Here is an 18352-nt window from a genome sequence, read left to right as displayed (position 1 = left end):
ATATTTAGCTAAACAGGCAGAAAGACCTTCATCCTCCTGCCTGTTCTAAACTACAACTGCGCATTTATCGCATTCCTAAACTCTATCGGATCGGTAACGTAACTAAATACGTTGGTTGCCCCTCCGGTTGTCAGGAGGATTGTTCCGAATCCCAATAGTCGTCCGATAAGTCCTTGATTGATGCTCAGTCCTTCGCATTTGGTCAGCATCAATTCCATTGCGTTACGGCTTAACAAGCCTTGTTTAAGTATTACCCGTTTGTTGGTTACCACATAATGTGTTCCGATTTTCATGTACAAGCTTCTGAGTAATGTGAATATGCCGAGAGGTAATGCCACAATTCCAATAAGATGTTCAAACATATTGGAAGCTGGGAAAAAGTGGATGCCGACTAATAGCAAGACAACCGGCGAAAAGAAGATGCACCAATGTACGTGCGCTTTGTACTCAATCGTTTCCCCAGCTTGCAGGTTTTTATCTATATAGCTTTTCATACATCGCTTTCTTAATCCTCTCCCTGCTCATTATTAAAGGTAAAGGAAAGCGGATACTCTTTCCCGAACGAGTCTAAAAAGACCACCTCTATATTGTGAGCATCTTCCGATAAGGAACGAAAATAAAGCCGGAATGAACTATCCGTTACTTCGTATGGATCGTTAGGCAGGAATGGTTTCCCATCCCCCATCCATAACTGCCCCTTCCCATCATATTGGAAGTAACGAAGGTAGTACCGAACATTGTTGTATTTCCCATCACGATGCAATGTACAGCGTATTTCGGCAACCTCATTTACTTGCAACTTTTTGGGTACAGGCAAGTAAGTAACCGAGAATTCATAATCCTGCTTAATATCAATATCGTCGCTACAGGCACACGCTACTGCTGCGAGCAGTAGCGTAAATAAAAAGTATGATAATGTCTTTCTCATTTCTTTATAGTTTTATTCGTTAAACATTTAATTTAGAATGAACTTGATTCCTACGCCGATTTGCGTGTGGAACATACTTATGGAAGAACCGCCCAATATCCGCTCACGGACATTGAGTAATAAGACAATGCGGTCTGACAAGTATGTTTCAATCTCAAAAGTAACTGCACCACCGTACAGGAAATTGTCATCGCTCGTTATGGTAGAGCCATCAAAGAGCAAAGACTCTCCCCAATTGACTGTTTCATATCCCGCCATAGCTGATGCGCCGATGGAGAAGAAGAACGTTTTACTTCTATCCGACAGGAATTTGTAATAATATCCTCCTTCCGCCGTGAATTGAGAAGTCGATATCAACTCCGTTTTGTACCCGTAGGACTTTTGAAGATACTCCGCTCCGAATACCCAACGGTTGCCATTCTTAGTGTAAGTAGAAAGAGCAACTCCTCCGGCAAAGGCTTGTTTGTCGCCTTTTTCCAAATAAAACCCATCAACGGCGCTTACTGTAAACTGCAATCCTTTCTGTCCCGGCAAGTAACGCTGGGCGTGTGCCTGCCCGGTAAGGGCAAGGCACAAAGTCATAAGTAATACTATCCGTTTCATTACTGTACTTTTAGTTCGTTGATTTGTCTGGCACGGATGAGGTCTGCGTTCTCAACGGTGAAAGTCTGGTTGCGACCTCCATTCTTTTCAAAGACCTCGATAATAAGCTGTTTGTCGTAAGGGATAGTGATTTTATCCAATGCAAAGACTGTCCGTTCCGTCCTGTTGGCACCAACCGTTGTCATAAAATTATAGGCACGAAGCGGATAGATAACCGTTTCTTGAATGGCGGTACGTTTGGAGACTTTCTTATCTACGATTTTCATGCGCACAAAATCTACATCGAAGGCTACATTGGTTGAGTTTTTGAGTTGAGTATGTAGGTATAATAGATTATTATGCGAATAGATACCTTTCAGGGTGTACTGGATGCCGAAACGTTTTCCTCCGATGTGTTTAATATGTCGCTTGTTATCTTTATAAATGGCACGATTGATTAGGTACACAACACGGGGCGATTCGCTTCCGAGTTCCTTCAGGTAGATGTCGAACGAATTGTTCGGACGGTTAGTTGCAATACCGTCGTGCATAAAGTCGCGCATCTCAATATTGAGCTTTTCCGGCTCATCGGCATACTTTACATTATAGGTATAATAACTTCCTTCATCTGTGATTACGGCAAGGTTGGTTTCCGCTTCAAATCCTCTGATGGAAGCTTTCACACGAAGAATGTTCTCTGAACTTCCCGCTTTCCCTGCAATAATGTTTGATGAACCGAGGTCCACATAACGGATTGGGGAGGGGAAGATAATATGCACAGTCTTATCAAAAGTAACTTCGAGCCCATAAGGCGGGATCATCCTATCGAAGGTTATCTTCTTGGTCAGGCCTTCATAATAATCGCCAAATGTCGGTTTCAATACTTGTTGTAACTCGCCTTGCATCTCTTCGGACGACTGATTGACGGTTACAATTTCATCATTGGCTAATGCCGATCTTCGATTCTCTGTTTGTGCATAAGCTGATAATACACCGGTCGCTATGACAGCGAACATTAAAAAATACTTTTTCATTTCTTACTTTGAATTAATTTGTGGATAAATATTGTTTGATAATTAGTTTTGTTTCGGCAGTAGCAGTACCCGGTAACCGCTTTTAAGATGAACTTTGACCTGACGGATTTTCTTTTGCATATACTGGCTTACACCCTGTATCGCTCCTTTGGTCAAATCGGATGTTATCTGCGCTCCCATATCGTCGGTTATCGTAAAACTTGAACCGACCGAACTTCCCATATTGGCTGCAATCTCTTTGACCGCTTCCAACTCCAACGAGTTCGGAATAAAGATGCCCCTTTGCCCATCGGAATCATAGACAATGATTTCCACCGGAATGATTGCTCCGCCCATTTCTATAGAGTTGATGATAATACCGAGCCGTTCGCCTTGCAGCGATGCCGTTCCCGTCAAAAGGGAATTAGCCGGGATAACCGTAGTTCCGGCTATCATGGCTTCCGTTAATCGTAACCGAACACTTTGCCCGCTTATCAGTGTCTGATCATTGTGAATGACTGCTGATATGGTATTCTTTTCATTTACTCCGACAGCAGCATCCATTGTATTGAATCCCAGATTGCGAGGCTGATTGAAACTTGCTATAAATTCCGCATTGGGAATATTCTGAGCCAGAGCCGATACGGTCTGTTCAGATACCTGCCGGATTACGGAAGCTCCGGCTTTATCATTCCGCTTGTTGTTATTGGAAGAATTGCCCTTAGAATTTCCCGCTTCGAGGATGATATCCTCTTCTTCTACCTGTGTCCCGACTGTTTGTCCTTGACCGGCTGGCATATACCTGGCTGCCAACTGGTAGGATTTTTCCATCAGGAGCAACTGGTCATCAACAGCACTCTTTTTTGCGGTTTCTTCTTCCAGTTTCCGTTCCAGCTCCTGAACACGCCACTGAAGTTCAAGCTGTGCCTGTTCATCTACTTCTGTAGCGGGCTGTTCGTAGAAACTGCTGAGTGTGTTATTGATATTCCGGTAAGAAGAAGCCGAATTTCGTATCGCATCATTCGTTGGAGAAGGATTACTGTTTGCTCTTTCTTCCGTTATTTCAATCACATTTTCCCGTATCGCCTCTTTATCGTCCCCGATGAGGGAAGAAAAGTCTTCCAACGACTTACGTTTTTCACTTCTGTTTCGCATTAATGCTTCCTGTTCGTAGGCTTTTTGCTTATCGCCGATAAGTCCCGAATTATTCGGGTCGGGGATTTCGGTATTAAAGCCGCTCCCTTGTTCTTCCTTTATTTTGTCAGAAGAAGACGGAGCAAAAATCAGGTATAATGCGCCTAAGAATATGATTCCGATAAGAGCAAAGAAGCCGTACTTTTTCAGTTGCTGCTTCTGTTTCTCTTTTTCCTGTTCCTTAACAGGGTCTGTTTTTTCTTGTTCTTTTTTCATTGCTGATTAAAAATTTATTGATTGTATTATCGTTCTCTTGTATCTCGATATGAATCGGAGAGTCTATCAGGTTCACCGTATCTTTCCGGATACCGGAATCCATAATATCCAAACCGTCTATATGCCGGACTTCGGGTATTTCTTTCCTTGCATCTTCACGTCCCCAATTATATATGGTAGAGATTGTGAAATAGATATTCCCTATGGTAAAAATGAATAGCATAGACAGGATGACGACTATGCGGGTATCTTCCGAAAGACTGCCACACATCCGGCGAAGAAAATCATTGATGCTGTAGCCTATTTCTTTAAAGATATGCTTGATATGTTTCATGACTTCCAAAATATTAGCGGTCTACAGTCATAATATCCTTATTCTCCTTTATCTCGAAATTCTCCATAAAGAAACCGTGAGGGTTATCATCCGAACGTGAAGTGTTGAGAAGCCGGCAGGTAGTAATAAGCGAACGTTCTGTGAGATTGCTTTCCCGAATAATTATCTGCCTGGCATAAGTGGAAACCTCATACGGATACGCATTGTAATTACACCTGATACTGTCTACAATCACATTCTGAATGATATTGCCCGAGATTATACGGTTATAATATCCCTTCTCTGCCATATCCTTGTAATAATTGAAAGCGGACTTGTCGCAAAGCACCATTGCCCGCTGGATATTACTCTCTATCGCCCGTTTGTCGGGGGAAAGTGTGAAAAACAATTCATGAAAACGCTTCACGTGTTCCCTCGCCTCCACCGGACGATTTTGTGAGAGGTCTTGTGAAAGAGCGAGCATCAATGATTTTCCTTCATCCAGTACATAAATTTTCTCCCTTTGTTTCTCGGCAAAGCCGTAGGCACTCCATACGGAGTACCCTGCGACTATTGCACATAAACAAAGAAATACAATACTGAAAAGCCTGATTTGCCGAAAACTTGTTTCGATATTTTTTAATGACTTAAATTCCATTTTCTTATTTATTTCTTTTTAATGTTTAATTGTTTTGAATTACTTGTGGTTTTAAGGAGTTCTCCCGGAAGAACCGGATTGTCCTCCACCACCTGTAGCGTTGTTTCGCCCCTGTGGCTGGCTACCGCCACCACCGGAACCGCTACTATTGCTACTTCCGGAGCTACCACTTCCTTTTAATCTTCCCATAATGTTCCCGGCTGCCGCGCCAGCGCCGGCGCCAGCCAGAGCAGTACCTTTGGAAGCAGCTTGGTTCACATTCTTACTGTAATTGCCCATACCTCCCGCCTGAATAATCCATCCGGCAACAGCCGGGATAGTGAAGAATCCTACAATGCCGATAAGCAGAAAGACCACATATACACCGTCCGAAGCATCTAAAGCATAGCTCGGATCGACTTCCATACGGGCAATATCACTTTCTAGCATACGTGATTGCAAGCGAGCCATGACAGAACTGAACAAATCCGATACGGGAAGCCACAGATATACGCTGATGTAGCGTGTGAGCCATTGGATTAGTGTCGATTGGAAGCCATCAAAGACCGATATGGCAAAGGCTATCGGACCTAAGATGGCAAGGACAATCAGGAAGAAAGTCCGTATTACGTCTATTACCAATGCGGCGGCGTTAAAGAGCGTTTCCAAAAACGAGCGGAACAAGCTTTGAAACCATTTCTTCATGTCATACATGGCACGTTCGATATACATTCCTGCAATCTCAGGCGCACCCATGATGCCGAGTTCTTCCAGTTTCTTGTCAAACTCCGCCTGGTCGACCAAGTAAGCCGTTTCCTTATTTTGCTTTTTCTGCTCAAATTCAAGGCGGTCTTTGGTTTCCGCCAACTGCCGCATATCCAGTGTCTGCCCGTCCAAGATGCCATGCGCACCCTGTACTACAGGACTTAGGATACTATTTACGGTTCCCAAGACCAAGGTCGGGAAGAACATAATGCAGATGCCAATGGCGAAAGGACGAAGCAAGGGATAGACATCAATCTGCTCTGCCCGTGCGATGCTTTGCCATACACGGGAGGCAACATAGAGCAATGCACCGATTCCGGCAATGCCTTTGGCGACCCCGATAAGGTCGCCGCATAAAGGCATCATGTCGTCGTACAAAGCACGGAGTATCTGATGGATATTATCAAATTCCATAGTTTACCAATATTTATCGGTATCACTTCCGTACAAGTCCAGCACACGCTGCGAGGCATTCTTCTCTTTTGCCCGGAGCAGGGATACGGAAATGTTCTTATTGGTGTAGTACTTTACCAGACTACGGTATTCCAACATCTTATTATAAGAGTTGTCGATAACTTCCATCCGTTCCTTATCGGACAGGGACAGCGTACTGGCATTGACAATACCTTTGAGTTCCTGCAACACATCATCCGACTCGTTCAGCAGTATGGTATAGCCGTTGGCTATGGCAACCAGTTCCTCTACCGTAAAATTGTTATCGGTCAGCATTTTTTCAAAACTGTTCACATAGATGTCGGTAATATCGCCAACCATCAGGATGGTTTTCTGTACTTTGCGGGCATCTTTCACAAGGTTGTTTACCGCTTTGAGTGCATCGTAATATTCCCGACCTTGATTATACACTTTCTGAACTTCCTTGAAATTATTCAGCATATTACTGGCGGTACTTGAGGTATGCACTATGTTTTTTGTGGCATTGATGATACCCTGTGCCAGATTTCCCGGATCGGCAACGACCCACTGGGCTTTCGCCCCGGTTATGGTAAGCATACAGCTTACACATAACATGAAAATTCTTATCTTCATATTCACGTTTGTTTTTAATTAATAAATAATTGATTTGTAAATACTTATTTCTCCTGTTTCATAGAGAGCCGTTTTATGGCAAGCTCCAAATCCCCGCCTAATTCTTCAGCAAGACGGAAGACTTCCACTTTTTCCGTTTCTTCGGTAGTATAGGTCAGGTATTCACTTTTGGAAACCTCCGTCGCATAAACTGCCGATTGCGTTCCTCCGAGTCCTATCCAGACTTCTTTGTAGAGTCTTGAAGGATCATTCGACATATTAATAGAAAGTATCTGTCCCCGTTCCTTATCCGTTAGTCCGAGCATATTCTGGATACCGTCGAATTTATTCATGTATTTTCTCTGGTCGAGAAGAATCTTACAATCGGAGTTCGTGATAATAGCTTCCTTTACAATCGGGGAATGGATAATATCATCCACTTCTTGGGTAACCACCACTGCCTCACCGAAGAACTTACGAACGGTTTTGAACAGATATTTTAGGTACATAGCCATCGAATCGGTAGCAATCGCCTTCCACGCTTCTTCCAAAAGCAACATCTTTCTAACTCCTTTCAAGCGGCGCATCTTATTCACAAACAGCTCCATAATGATAATTGTGATGATAGGAAAAAGTACGGGGTTGTCCTTCACTTTATCAATTTCAAATACAATAAAGCGTTTGTGCAGTAAGTCCAATTCTTTATCCGAGTTCAACAGGTAATCGTATTCGCCACCTTTGTAAAACGGCTCGAGTATGAAAAGAAAATTGTCTATATCAAAATCCTTTTCCCTTACCTTTTTACTGTCAATGCTGGCACGGTATTCATTTTTTATGAACTCATAAAAAGTATTGAACGAGGGAACTATGCTCTTATCATTCTTTATCAGGGCAATGTACTCATTGACCGCATTGGATAACGCCACACTTTCAGCACCCGAAGGTTTTTCGTGTTCCTGTTTCCATAGAGTAAGGATAAGCGTTTTGATAGATTCCCGTTTCTCTATATCAAATACACCATCCTGTGTATAAAAAGGATTGAACGAAATCGGATTTTCCTCCGTGTACGTATAATACACACCATCCTCTCCCTTTGTCTTGTTATGAATCAGGTTGCATAAACCTTCGTATGAATTACCCGTATCCACAAGCAGAACATGTGTTCCCTGTTCGTAGTACTGGCGGACGAGATGATTGGTAAAAAAGGATTTTCCCGAACCACTCGGTCCAAGTATAAACTTGTTGCGGTTCGTAATAATTCCCTTCTTCATCGGCAAATCCGAAATATCCAAATGGATAGGTTTACCGTTACGGTCAGCCATTTTTATTCCGAACGGAGAAAGAGAGTCCCGGTAATTGGTTTCCTCAATGAAGAAACACAAGGCTTGTTCGATGAAAGTATAAAAACTTTCCTCTGCCGGGAAATCCCCCTGATTGCCTGCTATCCCTGCCCAAAAGAGCGTTGGTACATCTATGGTATTGTGCCGGGGTTTACATTCCATAAGCGCCAACTGGCTTCCTACGTCATTTTTGATACGCTTCAAATCTTCCCGGTTATCCGCCCATGCCATCACATTAACATGTGAACGTACCGAAGTGAGTCCGAATGAATGCGCTTCGTTCAGGTAATCTTCAATCCACTCGCGATTAATTTGATTGGAACGAGAGTACCGTCCTAGCGAGTGCATATTCTTTGCCTGCTTTTCAAACTTTTTCAAATTTTCGGCGTGGTCATCAATAAAAATGTATTGGTTTACCACATGGTTACAGGAAAGAAGCACTCCGATGGGAGCGGCAAACGACAAACGGCAATCACTCCGGTCAGTGGATAGACGTTCGTAACGGCTGTCGGTATAAACCTTACCCGGCAAATCATCCGTATCACTCAGGGTATGGACACACAGAAAATTATCGCCGATTTTCATTTCTCCGGCTCCGAGTGAAATGTCTTCCAGCGAAGTTGTATCGCCCATCAGGGAGAAATACTTTTCGATAATTCCGGCATTGTCTTCTGTACCGACAATCTCATCCGTCGTAAAGCGAGTCATCGTAATAAAGCCTGAATCATTCATAATCCGTTCGAACTGGTCGACTGATTCCAGAAACTTCTGTGCCGTTTCTTTATCCTGCATTTCCTTTGGGACAAGAAAGCCACGGGTAAGAGCCGTGTAATTGCTTTGCTGCCGTGCCCGGTCTTTCGTTGTTTTAGTAAGATATAGGAAACAAGTGTGATTCAGAAACGGACGTTCATTGAAGTGCTGTTCGTAGGATTTACTCAGGAAACTCATGTCTTCCTTATCGGTCTTCGCCTTGTAGCACTCTTCGGTAAACCAATCCTGTTTACAGACAATGGAGTAATCCGGCAATACCTTGATTGCTTTTACCCAAGATGAATGGATGGTGGTATATTCTTCCGATGTTACCGAATAGATTTCCGGCAGTTCCACTTTGAAACCTATAGTAATATCCGCATCTTTGGAAATGATACATCCATTTTCTACAGAGAGTATGGGGAACTTATTCTCCAATGTTGTTATTTTCGATGTATTCCTCATTATTTTTCCTCCTTCTTTATTATATGTGTGAAAAGGCGCCCAAGCCGTCTCCGATTACTGATGTAGCGCGGATGGTTTTTGGTTGCTTGCACCTTCATCAATCCATGTTGTCCATATTTCCCATTCAAATGGAAAGTTGCCCAGGTTAATACGGAGCCGGAGATTAAACCAAAACCAACGCATATCATTTGAGGTACGCCGATCATATAGATGACTACCGTTACAATGAAGACGGCGAGTAGACCGCCGACGAAAATAAAAAGGTATTGAGCTATCAAACCCTTAAATTCCGCCGGGCGGCCAATGCCCTTGTTAATATTAAATTCCACCATATATTACAGGAAGAATGAACGAAGAATAGTCGCGGTAACAATCAGGAAGATACAACCGCCGAACCAAGAGGCTGCTGTTTTGCTGGTGTCAGGATCGCCGGACTGAAACTTGGAGTAAACCTTAACGCCTCCTACCAATCCAAGGACAGCTCCGATGGCGTATATCAACTTCGTTATCGGATCGAAATAACTCGAAACCATACTTGTGGCATCGTTGATGCCCGCCATTCCATTACCTTGTGCGAACGTGTTTGCTGCTATGAGAACCATTGCAGCCAGAGCGAAGAATCTTTTTTGAGTCTTGTTGTTTATTTCTTTAAGCATAAAATTGTTTTTAAGTCCGGGAGTGAAAGGAACTTTCCTTATTTAGTTCCTCCCTACTCCGAGACTGGTTTGACTTTGAATTAATTTGTGGATACTTTACTGTAGATGCTTCTGCGCTTTTATCGGGGTGAATAGTCCCGGCACAAAATCATCTCCTTTTAATTTACGTGCTTTACTTTCTCATTTTTAACCTCCTTTCTTTTAGTTATGAAATATCATCTACATTGAAATTTGCAAAATCTTCAGACTCATACAGTTTTTGTTTCTTCCGGCTTGCACTCATCTTTTGATTTTGAGCCTCCGCCAGTTTTTGCTCGTGCCTGTCCATCAATTCGGTTATCCGTTTGGCGTACTCGGGGCGGTCGTTCTGCATAGACTTTACCAGCTCGGTGTATTTGTTTTCGGAGAGCACCTTTCCAGCCAGTTCTTCGTCTGCTTCACTGCTGTCATCTGGATTACTTACGGTTTTTGCTGTTGTTCCCAAATTATTGTAATCAATCCCGCTCGCTGCTTCATCCGGCATGTTTCCCTCTGCAAGCCTTTCGTATTCATCATTAAAATCAACATCAGGAACTTCTTCATTATCTTCCTCCACTTCTACGCCTTCGCCTGTTTCCAAATTGACGGTTTCGTCCGCCGATTTTTTTGTTTCGGGGGCAAATGTATCTTCTTTTTTCTTAGGATTTTTCGTTTCCAAATCCGTGGCAGCATTAGGCAGAGGTTGGCGTAGGACGAATTTTGATTTTCCTAAAACCGAAGGTAGTTCTTCCTGCTTTTTTGGTGGCGCAGCCTTCTCTTTTACCTCTGTTTTTTCCTTGCTGATTCGGATGGATATAGAGATTTTGTGTCTGAACAGTTTCTTTAGAAAAGGATACACATAGAAAATAACAAGCAGCAATATTGCCGTATAGACAAGCAGTACAAGCAAGATGTTATAAGTTTCCATCATTTAATGATTTTGCCTATGGGTTTCTGGTACAGTTCGTTTATCTCATCCTTATGTTCCCGGAGATGTTGTTGCAGAATGGTATCAATATAAGCTCCGATAGTAAGTCCTCTTTCACCGAGCCTTCTGACTATCCCGGCGATGGTTTCCTGTGTATCCTTGTTGATATACACACATTGTCTTGTTTTTAACTCTCTGGATTGAAGAAACTGCTCTTCATACCCTATCACTTTCACGAAATTTTCCTGATTATTCATCTTCGTTATTTTTTACTATGTTCTTAAAAATATCTCCTTCTTCCCTGTAATAGATGGCTCTTAACTCATCCGCATGATCCTTTATATGTTGTGCCATGACCGTATCAATGAATACACCGACCGTCATGTTCCTGACTCCGAGTTTATTTACAATCTTTGATATAAACTCGTGTACATCCTGACTGATATAGACACTTTGCCGTTGTTTCAAAACTCTGGGTTTCAAGAAGGCATCAATGTATTCTCCGTTCTTCTTTTTCTTATATGTACGTTTGGGAGTTGCTTCCTTTTCTTCCGGCTCTTCTTTTTCTATTATTTCTTCTTCGGGTTCTTCCGCTTTCGGAGCAGGAGTTTCGGGATTCTCTTTTTTTGGTAATGCCGAAGGAGTAGCCCTGCCGTCGAGAATACTTAGGAATTCTTTTTCATCTATATCATCGACTTTCTTTATTCCGTCACTTCGTTTTGCCATACTACTTTTGTTTGATGTTTATCAGTTCTTCTATTTCATCAGCCAGCAAGTTCAGCTTGCTGCCTCTTATCAATCGCTTATCGACAGGGAAAAGGGTACACCGGAATATCGGGGCGATCATCTCGCTCATCTCATGGCGGTAGCGTTTCGTGTCGGGTAGGAAGTTTTTCATGACCGATAAACCGAGCTCCCCGATACCGTCTTCATATACATTATATAAATCCGACTTCTCACGGGCATCCACCATATTCCATAAAAGGTAAAGCCCCTGCAATTTACCTTTCCTCGTGCTGATTATACGGTCATTAATAATACCGGCAAATTCCAATGTGGATTGCAAGACCATCTTATCCGCGGAGATCGGGGAGAAAATATAATCCAACGATTAAAGTCTGAACGATCCCTTCACTGTTCAATGTCCCCGGCAAATCGAAAAATATAACATCCGGCGACTCCCCGATATATTCGTCAATCATCTTTTTCGCTGCATCTATAGCTCCCGGCGCGGGACTCCGTTCTATCGGATAGTTCCTTTTACCTAATGCTTTGAACTGGTTAAACGACTTCTCCTTATAATAAGGGATTTTGTTTACAATTTCCTTATCCCTTTCCCGCATCTTATGAATACTGTATTGCGGGTAATCGCAATCAATGACTCCAACTCTGTAGCCTTTCACGTAATGAAAGTAACTCGCCATAAGCACCGTTAAGGCACTCTTTCCGATTCCACCCTTTTGGGTAGAAAAGGCAACCAATAATGTTTTTTTCTCCATGTCATTCAAAATTTATTTAAGTGAAACATTCGTTTATTATGGAAATAGGAAAGTTGTGAAGTCCGTCTTTGCTTTGTTGTTTCTTTGTATTGGTGCTGGTTTCTTTCTTTATATCATTGTCCGCATACTTCTTTCAGTTTTCAGAAATTTGCAGAAATACCCATTTTTATCATCACTCCTCTATTTCTGCAATCCATTATAGTTGTATTCCGTTATGGGAATGGCTATATATAGATGTATGGAAAAAGAAAAATGATTTGGCAATGAACGGCGGATTTGCTTTTTCAAAAAACGATTTCGATAAATCAGTCGAACAGCAAAACAATGAAACAGTAAACCAATAAACCAATCGAACAGTAAGCCACTCGTTTTTTGAAAATCTATCTTTTCATTTCAGCACTATTAAAATCTTCATTTCAGCAAAGGAGCAACGCTTTACTTCCTTATTTCTCCAGCAAAGTAAATACATGATTTTTGTATAATCCTAATAATCAGAACGCTGTGGTAGTGGTTGGCATTCCATTGGTAGAGTGTTTACATTTTGGGTGGATATTTTCTATTGAGAAATGGGATATTTTCATCCTATTTGGTAGAAGATTTTGGTTTTACCGGCAGTAATTTTCAGCTTTCCGATTTGCTTGTTTTCTATGAAAACGATTTCCGATTTGAACCTTCTCTCTTCTTACCGGCAATTCTCTTTTCCCAGTTCTTTCCGAGTCCGTTTTTCTCTCTGATTATCCTCGAAAGAATAAAAAAGCCGTAACTTTTTTAAGGGTTGTAGTATTTGGCACTCGTTGGCTTAGGTTATGCCTATCCATCTTATTTTCAATGAATTTAACTTTGCATCGGAATTATTCATCCCAATCAAAGCTTACTTTTTCGAGTTAAGCTAACCCACAAATTCGCCCACGAATGTGGGTGGATTTTGATGTTCAAAAAGAACATGGCAAGGTATGTTTTGAGCAGCTTGAAATAAATTTCAGCATCTCAAAACCCTTGCCCCTGAAAGGGGAAGAATTATTCCGAAGTCATAATTCAGTAACCATTTTCAAAAACGATTTCCCCGATGGATGAAACAAGAAAAAGGAAGGTCGGCAGGCTTCCAAAGAAAGACCCTGCCGTTTTCAGGTACTCAATCAGCTTTAGCCGTGAAGAGCATGATAAGTTCCTCACGCTCTTTGAGCAGTCGAGGCAAAAGGTCAAAGCGCATTTTATTACTTCCTGTATTTTCGGTAAGCCTGTAAAAGTGGTACAAATAGATAAGGGGATGCAGGATTATTATATGCGTCTGACTACTTTTTACGGGCAATTCCGTGCGATAGGAACGAATTATAACCAATTGGTAAAAGCATTGAAGTCTAATTTTTCAGAGAAAAAAGCAATGGCTTTACTCTACAAATTGGAGAAAACAACCATTGAGCTGGTCGAATTGCAACGAAAAATATCTGCCCAGATCGAGGAATTTGAACGTAAATATTCCGATTCATGGTCGCAAAAATAAACACCAACAGTAACCTTTTCGGTACATTAATATATAATAGTCAAAAGGTCGAAAATGATGCTGCCAAGATTATCCATGCTAATAAAGTGATGCAGGATAAAAATGGAGAGTATAATATGCTGCTTTGTAATCAGTCCTTTGCTCCCTTTCTGGCTGCCAACCGGAAAACGGAAGAACCCATTTTGCATATCTCCCTCAATCCGCATCCCGATGATGTATTGACCGATGAGCAGTTGATAAATATTGCAGATGAGTATATGCTAAAGATGGGATTCGGTGAGCAGCCTTATATCGTTTTCAAACATGAAGACATCGAACGAAAGCACATTCACATTGTGAGCACAAATGTGGATGAAACCGGCAAGAAGATTAATGACTTTAATAATTTCCGACAATCCAAAAAGATCACGCAAGAACTGGAAGCGAAGTATAATCTACATCCGGCAAGTAAGCGAGATTATACAGAAGAAGTACCCCGATTGAAAAAGGTGGATTACAAAGCAGGGGATGTAAAGAAACAGATTGCCGGAAACGTAAAAGCCTTGATGCAGTCTTATCGTTTCACATCACTCCCCGAATATCGTGCTTTGCTCTCTATCTATAATATAGGTATAGAAGAGGTAAGCGGGGAATCCCGGGGCAAATCCTATCGCGGATTGGTGTATTCTGCTTTGGATAATAATGGGAACAAAGTCGGTAATCCGATAAAATCCTCTTCCATTGCTAAAAGTGTCGGATATAACGCATTGCAAAAGAAAGTGGTGTCGTCAGGTAAACTCATAAAGGATAAGAACTTAACCGAACGTATAAAACCTATTCTTGATACTGCTACCCAAAATTATCGGAACAGACATTCTTTTGAAGCGGAGCTTTTGCGTAACGGCGTTAGTGTTGTCTTTCGGGAGAATGAAGAAGGACGGATTTACGGTGCAACGTTCATTGACCATGAGAACCGTACCGTATTGAATGGCTCGAAAATAGGTAAGGCTTATTCAGCCAACGTATTTAATTCTCTTTTCCAAAACAGCGTAGCGGATGAACCTATAACCAACGATCAGGAAATAAATAATACAGAAGAGAATTTGGTAATTCCCCCTGTGTTGGAATTGGATATTACGGCTACTCCCAAAGAACAGGAAGATTTGGAAACTCAAACCTCCGGCTTTTCAGAAAACACATATAAACAGAAAACCGATGATTCGGATTTCAGCAGTCCATTTTCGCTGTTGGAGCAGCACGGAGAAGATTATGAAGCGGAAAGCTTTGCCCGCCGGAAAGAAGCGGAAGCCAAACGCCGCAAGCGTAAAGGAAGACGTATGTAAACAATCAACATATAATTATTTATTCATTTCAAAAACAAAATTTTATGCAAAACGAAGATGATTTGAGAGGACTCGCCAAGGTGATGGAATTCATGCGGGCCATTAGTATTTTATTTGTTATTATCCACATTTACTGGTTCTGTTACGAGTATATTCGTGAACTGAATTTTAACCTGTCGGTGGTGGATAAGATACTGCTCGGCTTTAACCGGACAGCAGGGCTTTTTTCTAATATGTTATGGACGAAACTGTTTACTGTAGTCTTTATGGGATTGTCCTGTTTGGGAACGAAAGGGGTAAAGGAAGAAAAAATAACATGGACGAAGATATCGGCATTCGGAATTGTCGGTTTCATCCTGTTCTTTCTAAATTGGTGGGTATTGGACTTATTCCTTCCGCTTGCAGCAAATACAGCCATTTATATTTTTACACTGTCGTTGGGATATATCTGTATGCTGATAGCGGGATTATGGATGAGCCGCTTACTTAAAAATCGCATGATGGATGACGTGTTCAATTATGAGAATGAGTCTTTTATGCAGGAAACCCGCTTAATGGAGAATGAATATTCGGTCAATCTTCCGACTCGATTCTTCTATAAAAAGAAGTGGAACAACGGTTGGATAAATGTGGTTAATCCCTTTCGTGCGACCATCGTGCTGGGAACGCCCGGCTCGGGAAAGTCTTATGCAGTGGTAAATAATTTCATCAAGCAACAGATTCAGAAGGGTTATAGTCAATATATCTATGACTACAAATATCCCGACCTCTCTACTATTGCTTACAATACGCTGATGCAGAATAGGAAAGCATATAAGGTTGAGCCGAAGTTTTTCGTTATTAACTTCGATAATCCTGCCGGAAGCCACCGATGTAATCCGATTAATCCCGATTTCATGACTGATATATCAGATGCTTACGAAAGTGCCTATACCATAATGCTCAACCTCAATAAAACTTGGATTACCAAACAGGGGGACTTCTTTGTGGAATCGCCCATCATCTTACTTGCAGCAATTATCTGGTATTTGAAAATCTATAACGGTGGGAAATACTGTACTTTTCCCCACGCCATAGAATTTTTGAATAAGAAATACACCGATATTTTTCCGATTCTGACCTCATATCCCGAACTCGAAAACTACTTGAGTCCCTTTATGGATGCGTGGCTCGGAGGTGCGGCTGATCAGTTGCAGGGGCAGATTGCAAGTGCTAAAATACCGTTGTCCAGAATGATAAGTCCGCAGCTTTATTGGGTAATGACGGGCAATGATTTTACACTCGACATCAACAATCCCAAAGAGCCGAAAGTCCTCTGTGTAGGTAATAATCCTGATAGGCAAAATATATATTCGGCGGCATTGGGATTATATAACTCAAGGATTGTAAAACTGATTAATAAGAAGGGGATGCTCAAATCTTCCGTCATTATCGACGAGCTGCCCACGATTTACTTTAAGGGACTCGACAATCTGATAGCCACCGCACGAAGTAACAAAGTAGCCGTATGTCTGGGTTTTCAGGATATGAGCCAATTAACAAGGGATTACGGGGACAAAGAAGCGAAGGTAGTGAGCAATACAGTCGGCAATATTTTCAGCGGCCAGATCGTGGGAGATACGGCAAAAACACTATCCGAGCGCTTCGGAAAAGTCCTGCAAAAACGCCAATCTATGACTATCAACAAGCAGGATAAAAGCACCACAATAAATACTCAACTGGATTCACTTATTCCTGCATCAAAAATCAGTGGACTGACACAAGGGATGTTTGTCGGCTCGGTTTCGGATAATTTCGATGAACGGATAGAGCAAAAGATCTTCCATTGTGAGATTGTTGTCGATAATGCGAAAGTGGCTGCCGAAACGAAAGCTTATCAAAAGATACCTGAGTTTACCAGCTTCATAACCGAAGATGGCGAAAATGTGATGCAACAGGAGATTGAACGGAACTATTACCGCATAAAAGAGGAGGCACAGCAGATTGTGGACTTGGAGCTGACGAAACTGAAGGATGACCCGAAGTTTAAGGATTTGGTGAAGAAGTAGAATAAAAGCCCTGCTCTGTCAACCCTAAAAGGCAGAGCAGGATGTTTTAAGTATCTGATAACAATATATCTGTAATTTTAATATCTGCCATTTTATTACTACGTTTGTGTTAGCATATGAATAAAGTATTTTGTATTTTCAGAAAGCAGTCTTCAAATCCAGATAAGTTTCGTTTTTCTGGCAATGGTTTTTTTATTGACAATAATGGAACCTTTATAACGGCTGGGCATGTCTTTAGAGAGAATGGAGAACGTTATATTGGATTTTATGAAGAAAACGAAGATATAGAACTGACACCCCTTAACAATGAAAAATGTAAAGCCATTCATCGTAAAATATATAATGACCAAAATTATCTCCGCAACGATATTAGACTTAGAACAGAGTTTCAATGTGCCCCAGAACATAAAGATGTCGCTATCGGAAAAATAGATATACACAATACAGAATTTCTGAGTCTGATAAGAAAAAGACCTTATGAATGGGATAAGTTATCTGTATCATTTTATTGTCGAGATCAAAATTTGACGGAAATGGAGACAGAACTTATTAATGGGAAAATTCCAAACTCTTTTGTGAAAAGCTATAACGTAACCTTTACATTTAAAGACACAAGGCTTCATTTGGCTGAAATTCCTTATCTGGTTAAATCAGAGGACAGGCTAAATTATTACAATAATTGTATGCTACTTAATGGTGATGGTAAAACATATAGAGGTTCAAGTGGATCTCCTATAATAAATCAGCGAGGACAAGTTGCCGGCATTGTGATAGGAGGAGATAGATATTTACCTATCGCGACGATGCTTTTGGCGAGATATGTGATTAAGAAAAGCAAGAAACTAATTAAACTGCTCTAATAGAGAGACTGAAAATTCTATATCTGAATCCTGTTTTACATCAAAGTAACTACACCTTTTACACCTCTACAACGTCAATTTCATGCATCTGTGCTCCATCATAAAATCCCCAGAAAATTGACTTGCGACCAACGATTGCAAGAAAAACTCCACCGATGACAATCTCCGATTTATAAAACACATCGCGGATAGATGATGCATATTCCGGCGATACCCACCCAGTGATTCCGGTGATACCCACCCACTCACTGTGCAAATTAGTCTGACAAAATTACCGTTTTTTTCTTAAGC

Annotated in this window: 20 protein-coding genes and 1 pseudogene; 4 read left to right on the top strand and 17 right to left on the bottom strand. The window is 41.5% G+C overall.

The genetic code is table 11. From position 1 onward, the window contains the following. Positions 1–50: 50 nt before the first annotated feature. The 16 genes and pseudogenes from D0T84_RS07455 to D0T84_RS07380 all read right to left on the bottom strand — a co-directional run bounded on the left by D0T84_RS07455 (position 51) and on the right by D0T84_RS07380 (position 12330). Positions 51–494, bottom strand: a complete 444-nt coding sequence (locus D0T84_RS07455) for a PH domain-containing protein (RefSeq protein WP_163307258.1) — start codon at positions 492–494, stop codon at positions 51–53. An 11-nt stretch (positions 495–505) separates the two neighbouring features. Continuing rightward, positions 506–928, bottom strand: coding sequence for a TraQ conjugal transfer family protein (locus tag D0T84_RS07450; protein WP_163307257.1), 423 nt, complete (start codon positions 926–928; stop codon positions 506–508). 27 nt (positions 929–955) lie between these two features. Next, positions 956–1531: a conjugal transfer protein TraO gene (locus tag D0T84_RS07445; protein ID WP_163307256.1), complete on the bottom strand. Its 576-nt coding sequence runs from the start codon at positions 1529–1531 to the stop codon at positions 956–958. Further along, the gene (traN, locus tag D0T84_RS07440) at positions 1531–2544 is read right to left on the bottom strand and encodes a conjugative transposon protein TraN (RefSeq protein WP_163307255.1); all 1014 of its coding nucleotides are present in this window, start codon (positions 2542–2544) and stop codon (positions 1531–1533) included. The genes D0T84_RS07445 and traN overlap by 1 nt, the downstream gene beginning before the upstream one ends. Positions 2545–2586: 42 nt before the next feature. Next, on the bottom strand, positions 2587–3933 hold the full coding sequence (gene traM / locus D0T84_RS07435) for a conjugative transposon protein TraM (RefSeq protein ID WP_163307254.1): 1347 nt from the start codon (positions 3931–3933) through the stop codon (positions 2587–2589). After that, on the bottom strand, positions 3899–4267 hold the full coding sequence (locus D0T84_RS07430; protein ID WP_163307253.1) for a TraL conjugative transposon family protein: 369 nt from the start codon (positions 4265–4267) through the stop codon (positions 3899–3901). Before D0T84_RS07430 ends, traM begins: the two co-directional genes overlap by 35 nt. 13 nt (positions 4268–4280) lie before the next feature. Then, positions 4281–4904 (bottom strand): conjugative transposon protein TraK, encoded by a 624-nt coding sequence (traK, locus tag D0T84_RS07425; protein WP_163307252.1) that lies wholly within the window; start codon positions 4902–4904, stop codon positions 4281–4283. Positions 4905–4955: 51 nt separating this feature from the next. After that, positions 4956–6062 (bottom strand): conjugative transposon protein TraJ, encoded by a 1107-nt coding sequence (gene traJ / locus D0T84_RS07420; RefSeq protein WP_163307251.1) that lies wholly within the window; start codon positions 6060–6062, stop codon positions 4956–4958. Positions 6063–6065: 3 nt separating this feature from the next. Continuing rightward, positions 6066–6677, bottom strand: a complete 612-nt coding sequence (locus tag D0T84_RS07415; RefSeq protein ID WP_370525465.1) for a DUF4141 domain-containing protein — start codon at positions 6675–6677, stop codon at positions 6066–6068. A 62-nt stretch (positions 6678–6739) separates the two neighbouring features. After that, positions 6740–9229, bottom strand: a complete 2490-nt coding sequence (locus D0T84_RS07410) for a TraG family conjugative transposon ATPase (protein ID WP_163307249.1) — start codon at positions 9227–9229, stop codon at positions 6740–6742. Next, positions 9229–9561, bottom strand: coding sequence for a DUF4133 domain-containing protein (locus tag D0T84_RS07405; protein WP_163307248.1), 333 nt, complete (start codon positions 9559–9561; stop codon positions 9229–9231). Before D0T84_RS07405 ends, D0T84_RS07410 begins: the two co-directional genes overlap by 1 nt. A 3-nt stretch (positions 9562–9564) precedes the next feature. Beyond that, entirely contained in the window at positions 9565–9831 is a 267-nt protein-coding gene (locus tag D0T84_RS07400) for a DUF4134 domain-containing protein (protein ID WP_255495251.1), read from the bottom strand. A 259-nt stretch (positions 9832–10090) separates the two neighbouring features. Further along, positions 10091–10831 carry a hypothetical protein gene (locus tag D0T84_RS07395; RefSeq protein WP_163307246.1) on the bottom strand — a complete coding sequence of 247 codons (741 nt, stop codon included), beginning with the start codon at positions 10829–10831 and terminating at the stop codon, positions 10091–10093. Then, a complete protein-coding gene (locus tag D0T84_RS07390; protein ID WP_163307245.1) occupies positions 10831–11088 on the bottom strand; it encodes a DUF3408 domain-containing protein in 258 nt (85 codons plus the stop codon). The genes D0T84_RS07395 and D0T84_RS07390 overlap by 1 nt, the downstream gene beginning before the upstream one ends. Continuing rightward, a complete protein-coding gene (locus D0T84_RS07385; protein ID WP_163307244.1) occupies positions 11081–11557 on the bottom strand; it encodes a DUF3408 domain-containing protein in 477 nt (158 codons plus the stop codon). The genes D0T84_RS07390 and D0T84_RS07385 overlap by 8 nt, the downstream gene beginning before the upstream one ends. A 1-nt stretch (position 11558) precedes the next feature. After that, positions 11559–12330: pseudogene (locus D0T84_RS07380) on the bottom strand (ParA family protein). Positions 12331–13396: 1066 nt separating this feature from the next. Between D0T84_RS07380 and mobA the strand changes: the two are divergent. The 4 genes from mobA to D0T84_RS07360 all read left to right on the top strand — a co-directional run bounded on the left by mobA (position 13397) and on the right by D0T84_RS07360 (position 18061). Further along, positions 13397–13831 (top strand): conjugal transfer protein MobA, encoded by a 435-nt coding sequence (gene mobA / locus D0T84_RS07375; protein ID WP_163307243.1) that lies wholly within the window; start codon positions 13397–13399, stop codon positions 13829–13831. Further along, positions 13816–15153, top strand: a complete 1338-nt coding sequence (gene mobB, locus D0T84_RS07370; RefSeq protein WP_163307242.1) for a conjugal transfer protein MobB — start codon at positions 13816–13818, stop codon at positions 15151–15153. Before mobA ends, mobB begins: the two co-directional genes overlap by 16 nt. A 44-nt stretch (positions 15154–15197) precedes the next feature. Further along, positions 15198–17201: a conjugal transfer protein MobC gene (gene mobC / locus D0T84_RS07365; protein WP_163307241.1), complete on the top strand. Its 2004-nt coding sequence runs from the start codon at positions 15198–15200 to the stop codon at positions 17199–17201. A 116-nt stretch (positions 17202–17317) separates the two neighbouring features. Then, positions 17318–18061, top strand: coding sequence for a serine protease (locus D0T84_RS07360; RefSeq protein ID WP_163307240.1), 744 nt, complete (start codon positions 17318–17320; stop codon positions 18059–18061). Between the two features lie 58 nt (positions 18062–18119). On the opposite strand, the gene D0T84_RS07355 is transcribed toward D0T84_RS07360, so the two are convergent. Next, the gene (locus D0T84_RS07355; RefSeq protein ID WP_163307239.1) at positions 18120–18317 is read right to left on the bottom strand and encodes a hypothetical protein; all 198 of its coding nucleotides are present in this window, start codon (positions 18315–18317) and stop codon (positions 18120–18122) included. Positions 18318–18352: the final 35 nt, after the last annotated feature.

Source organism: Dysgonomonas sp. 521 (assembly GCF_010501055.1).
Taxonomy (GTDB): domain Bacteria; phylum Bacteroidota; class Bacteroidia; order Bacteroidales; family Dysgonomonadaceae; genus Dysgonomonas.
Note: the sequence above shows the minus strand (reverse complement) of the source record. Positions and strands in the feature narration are given on the sequence as shown.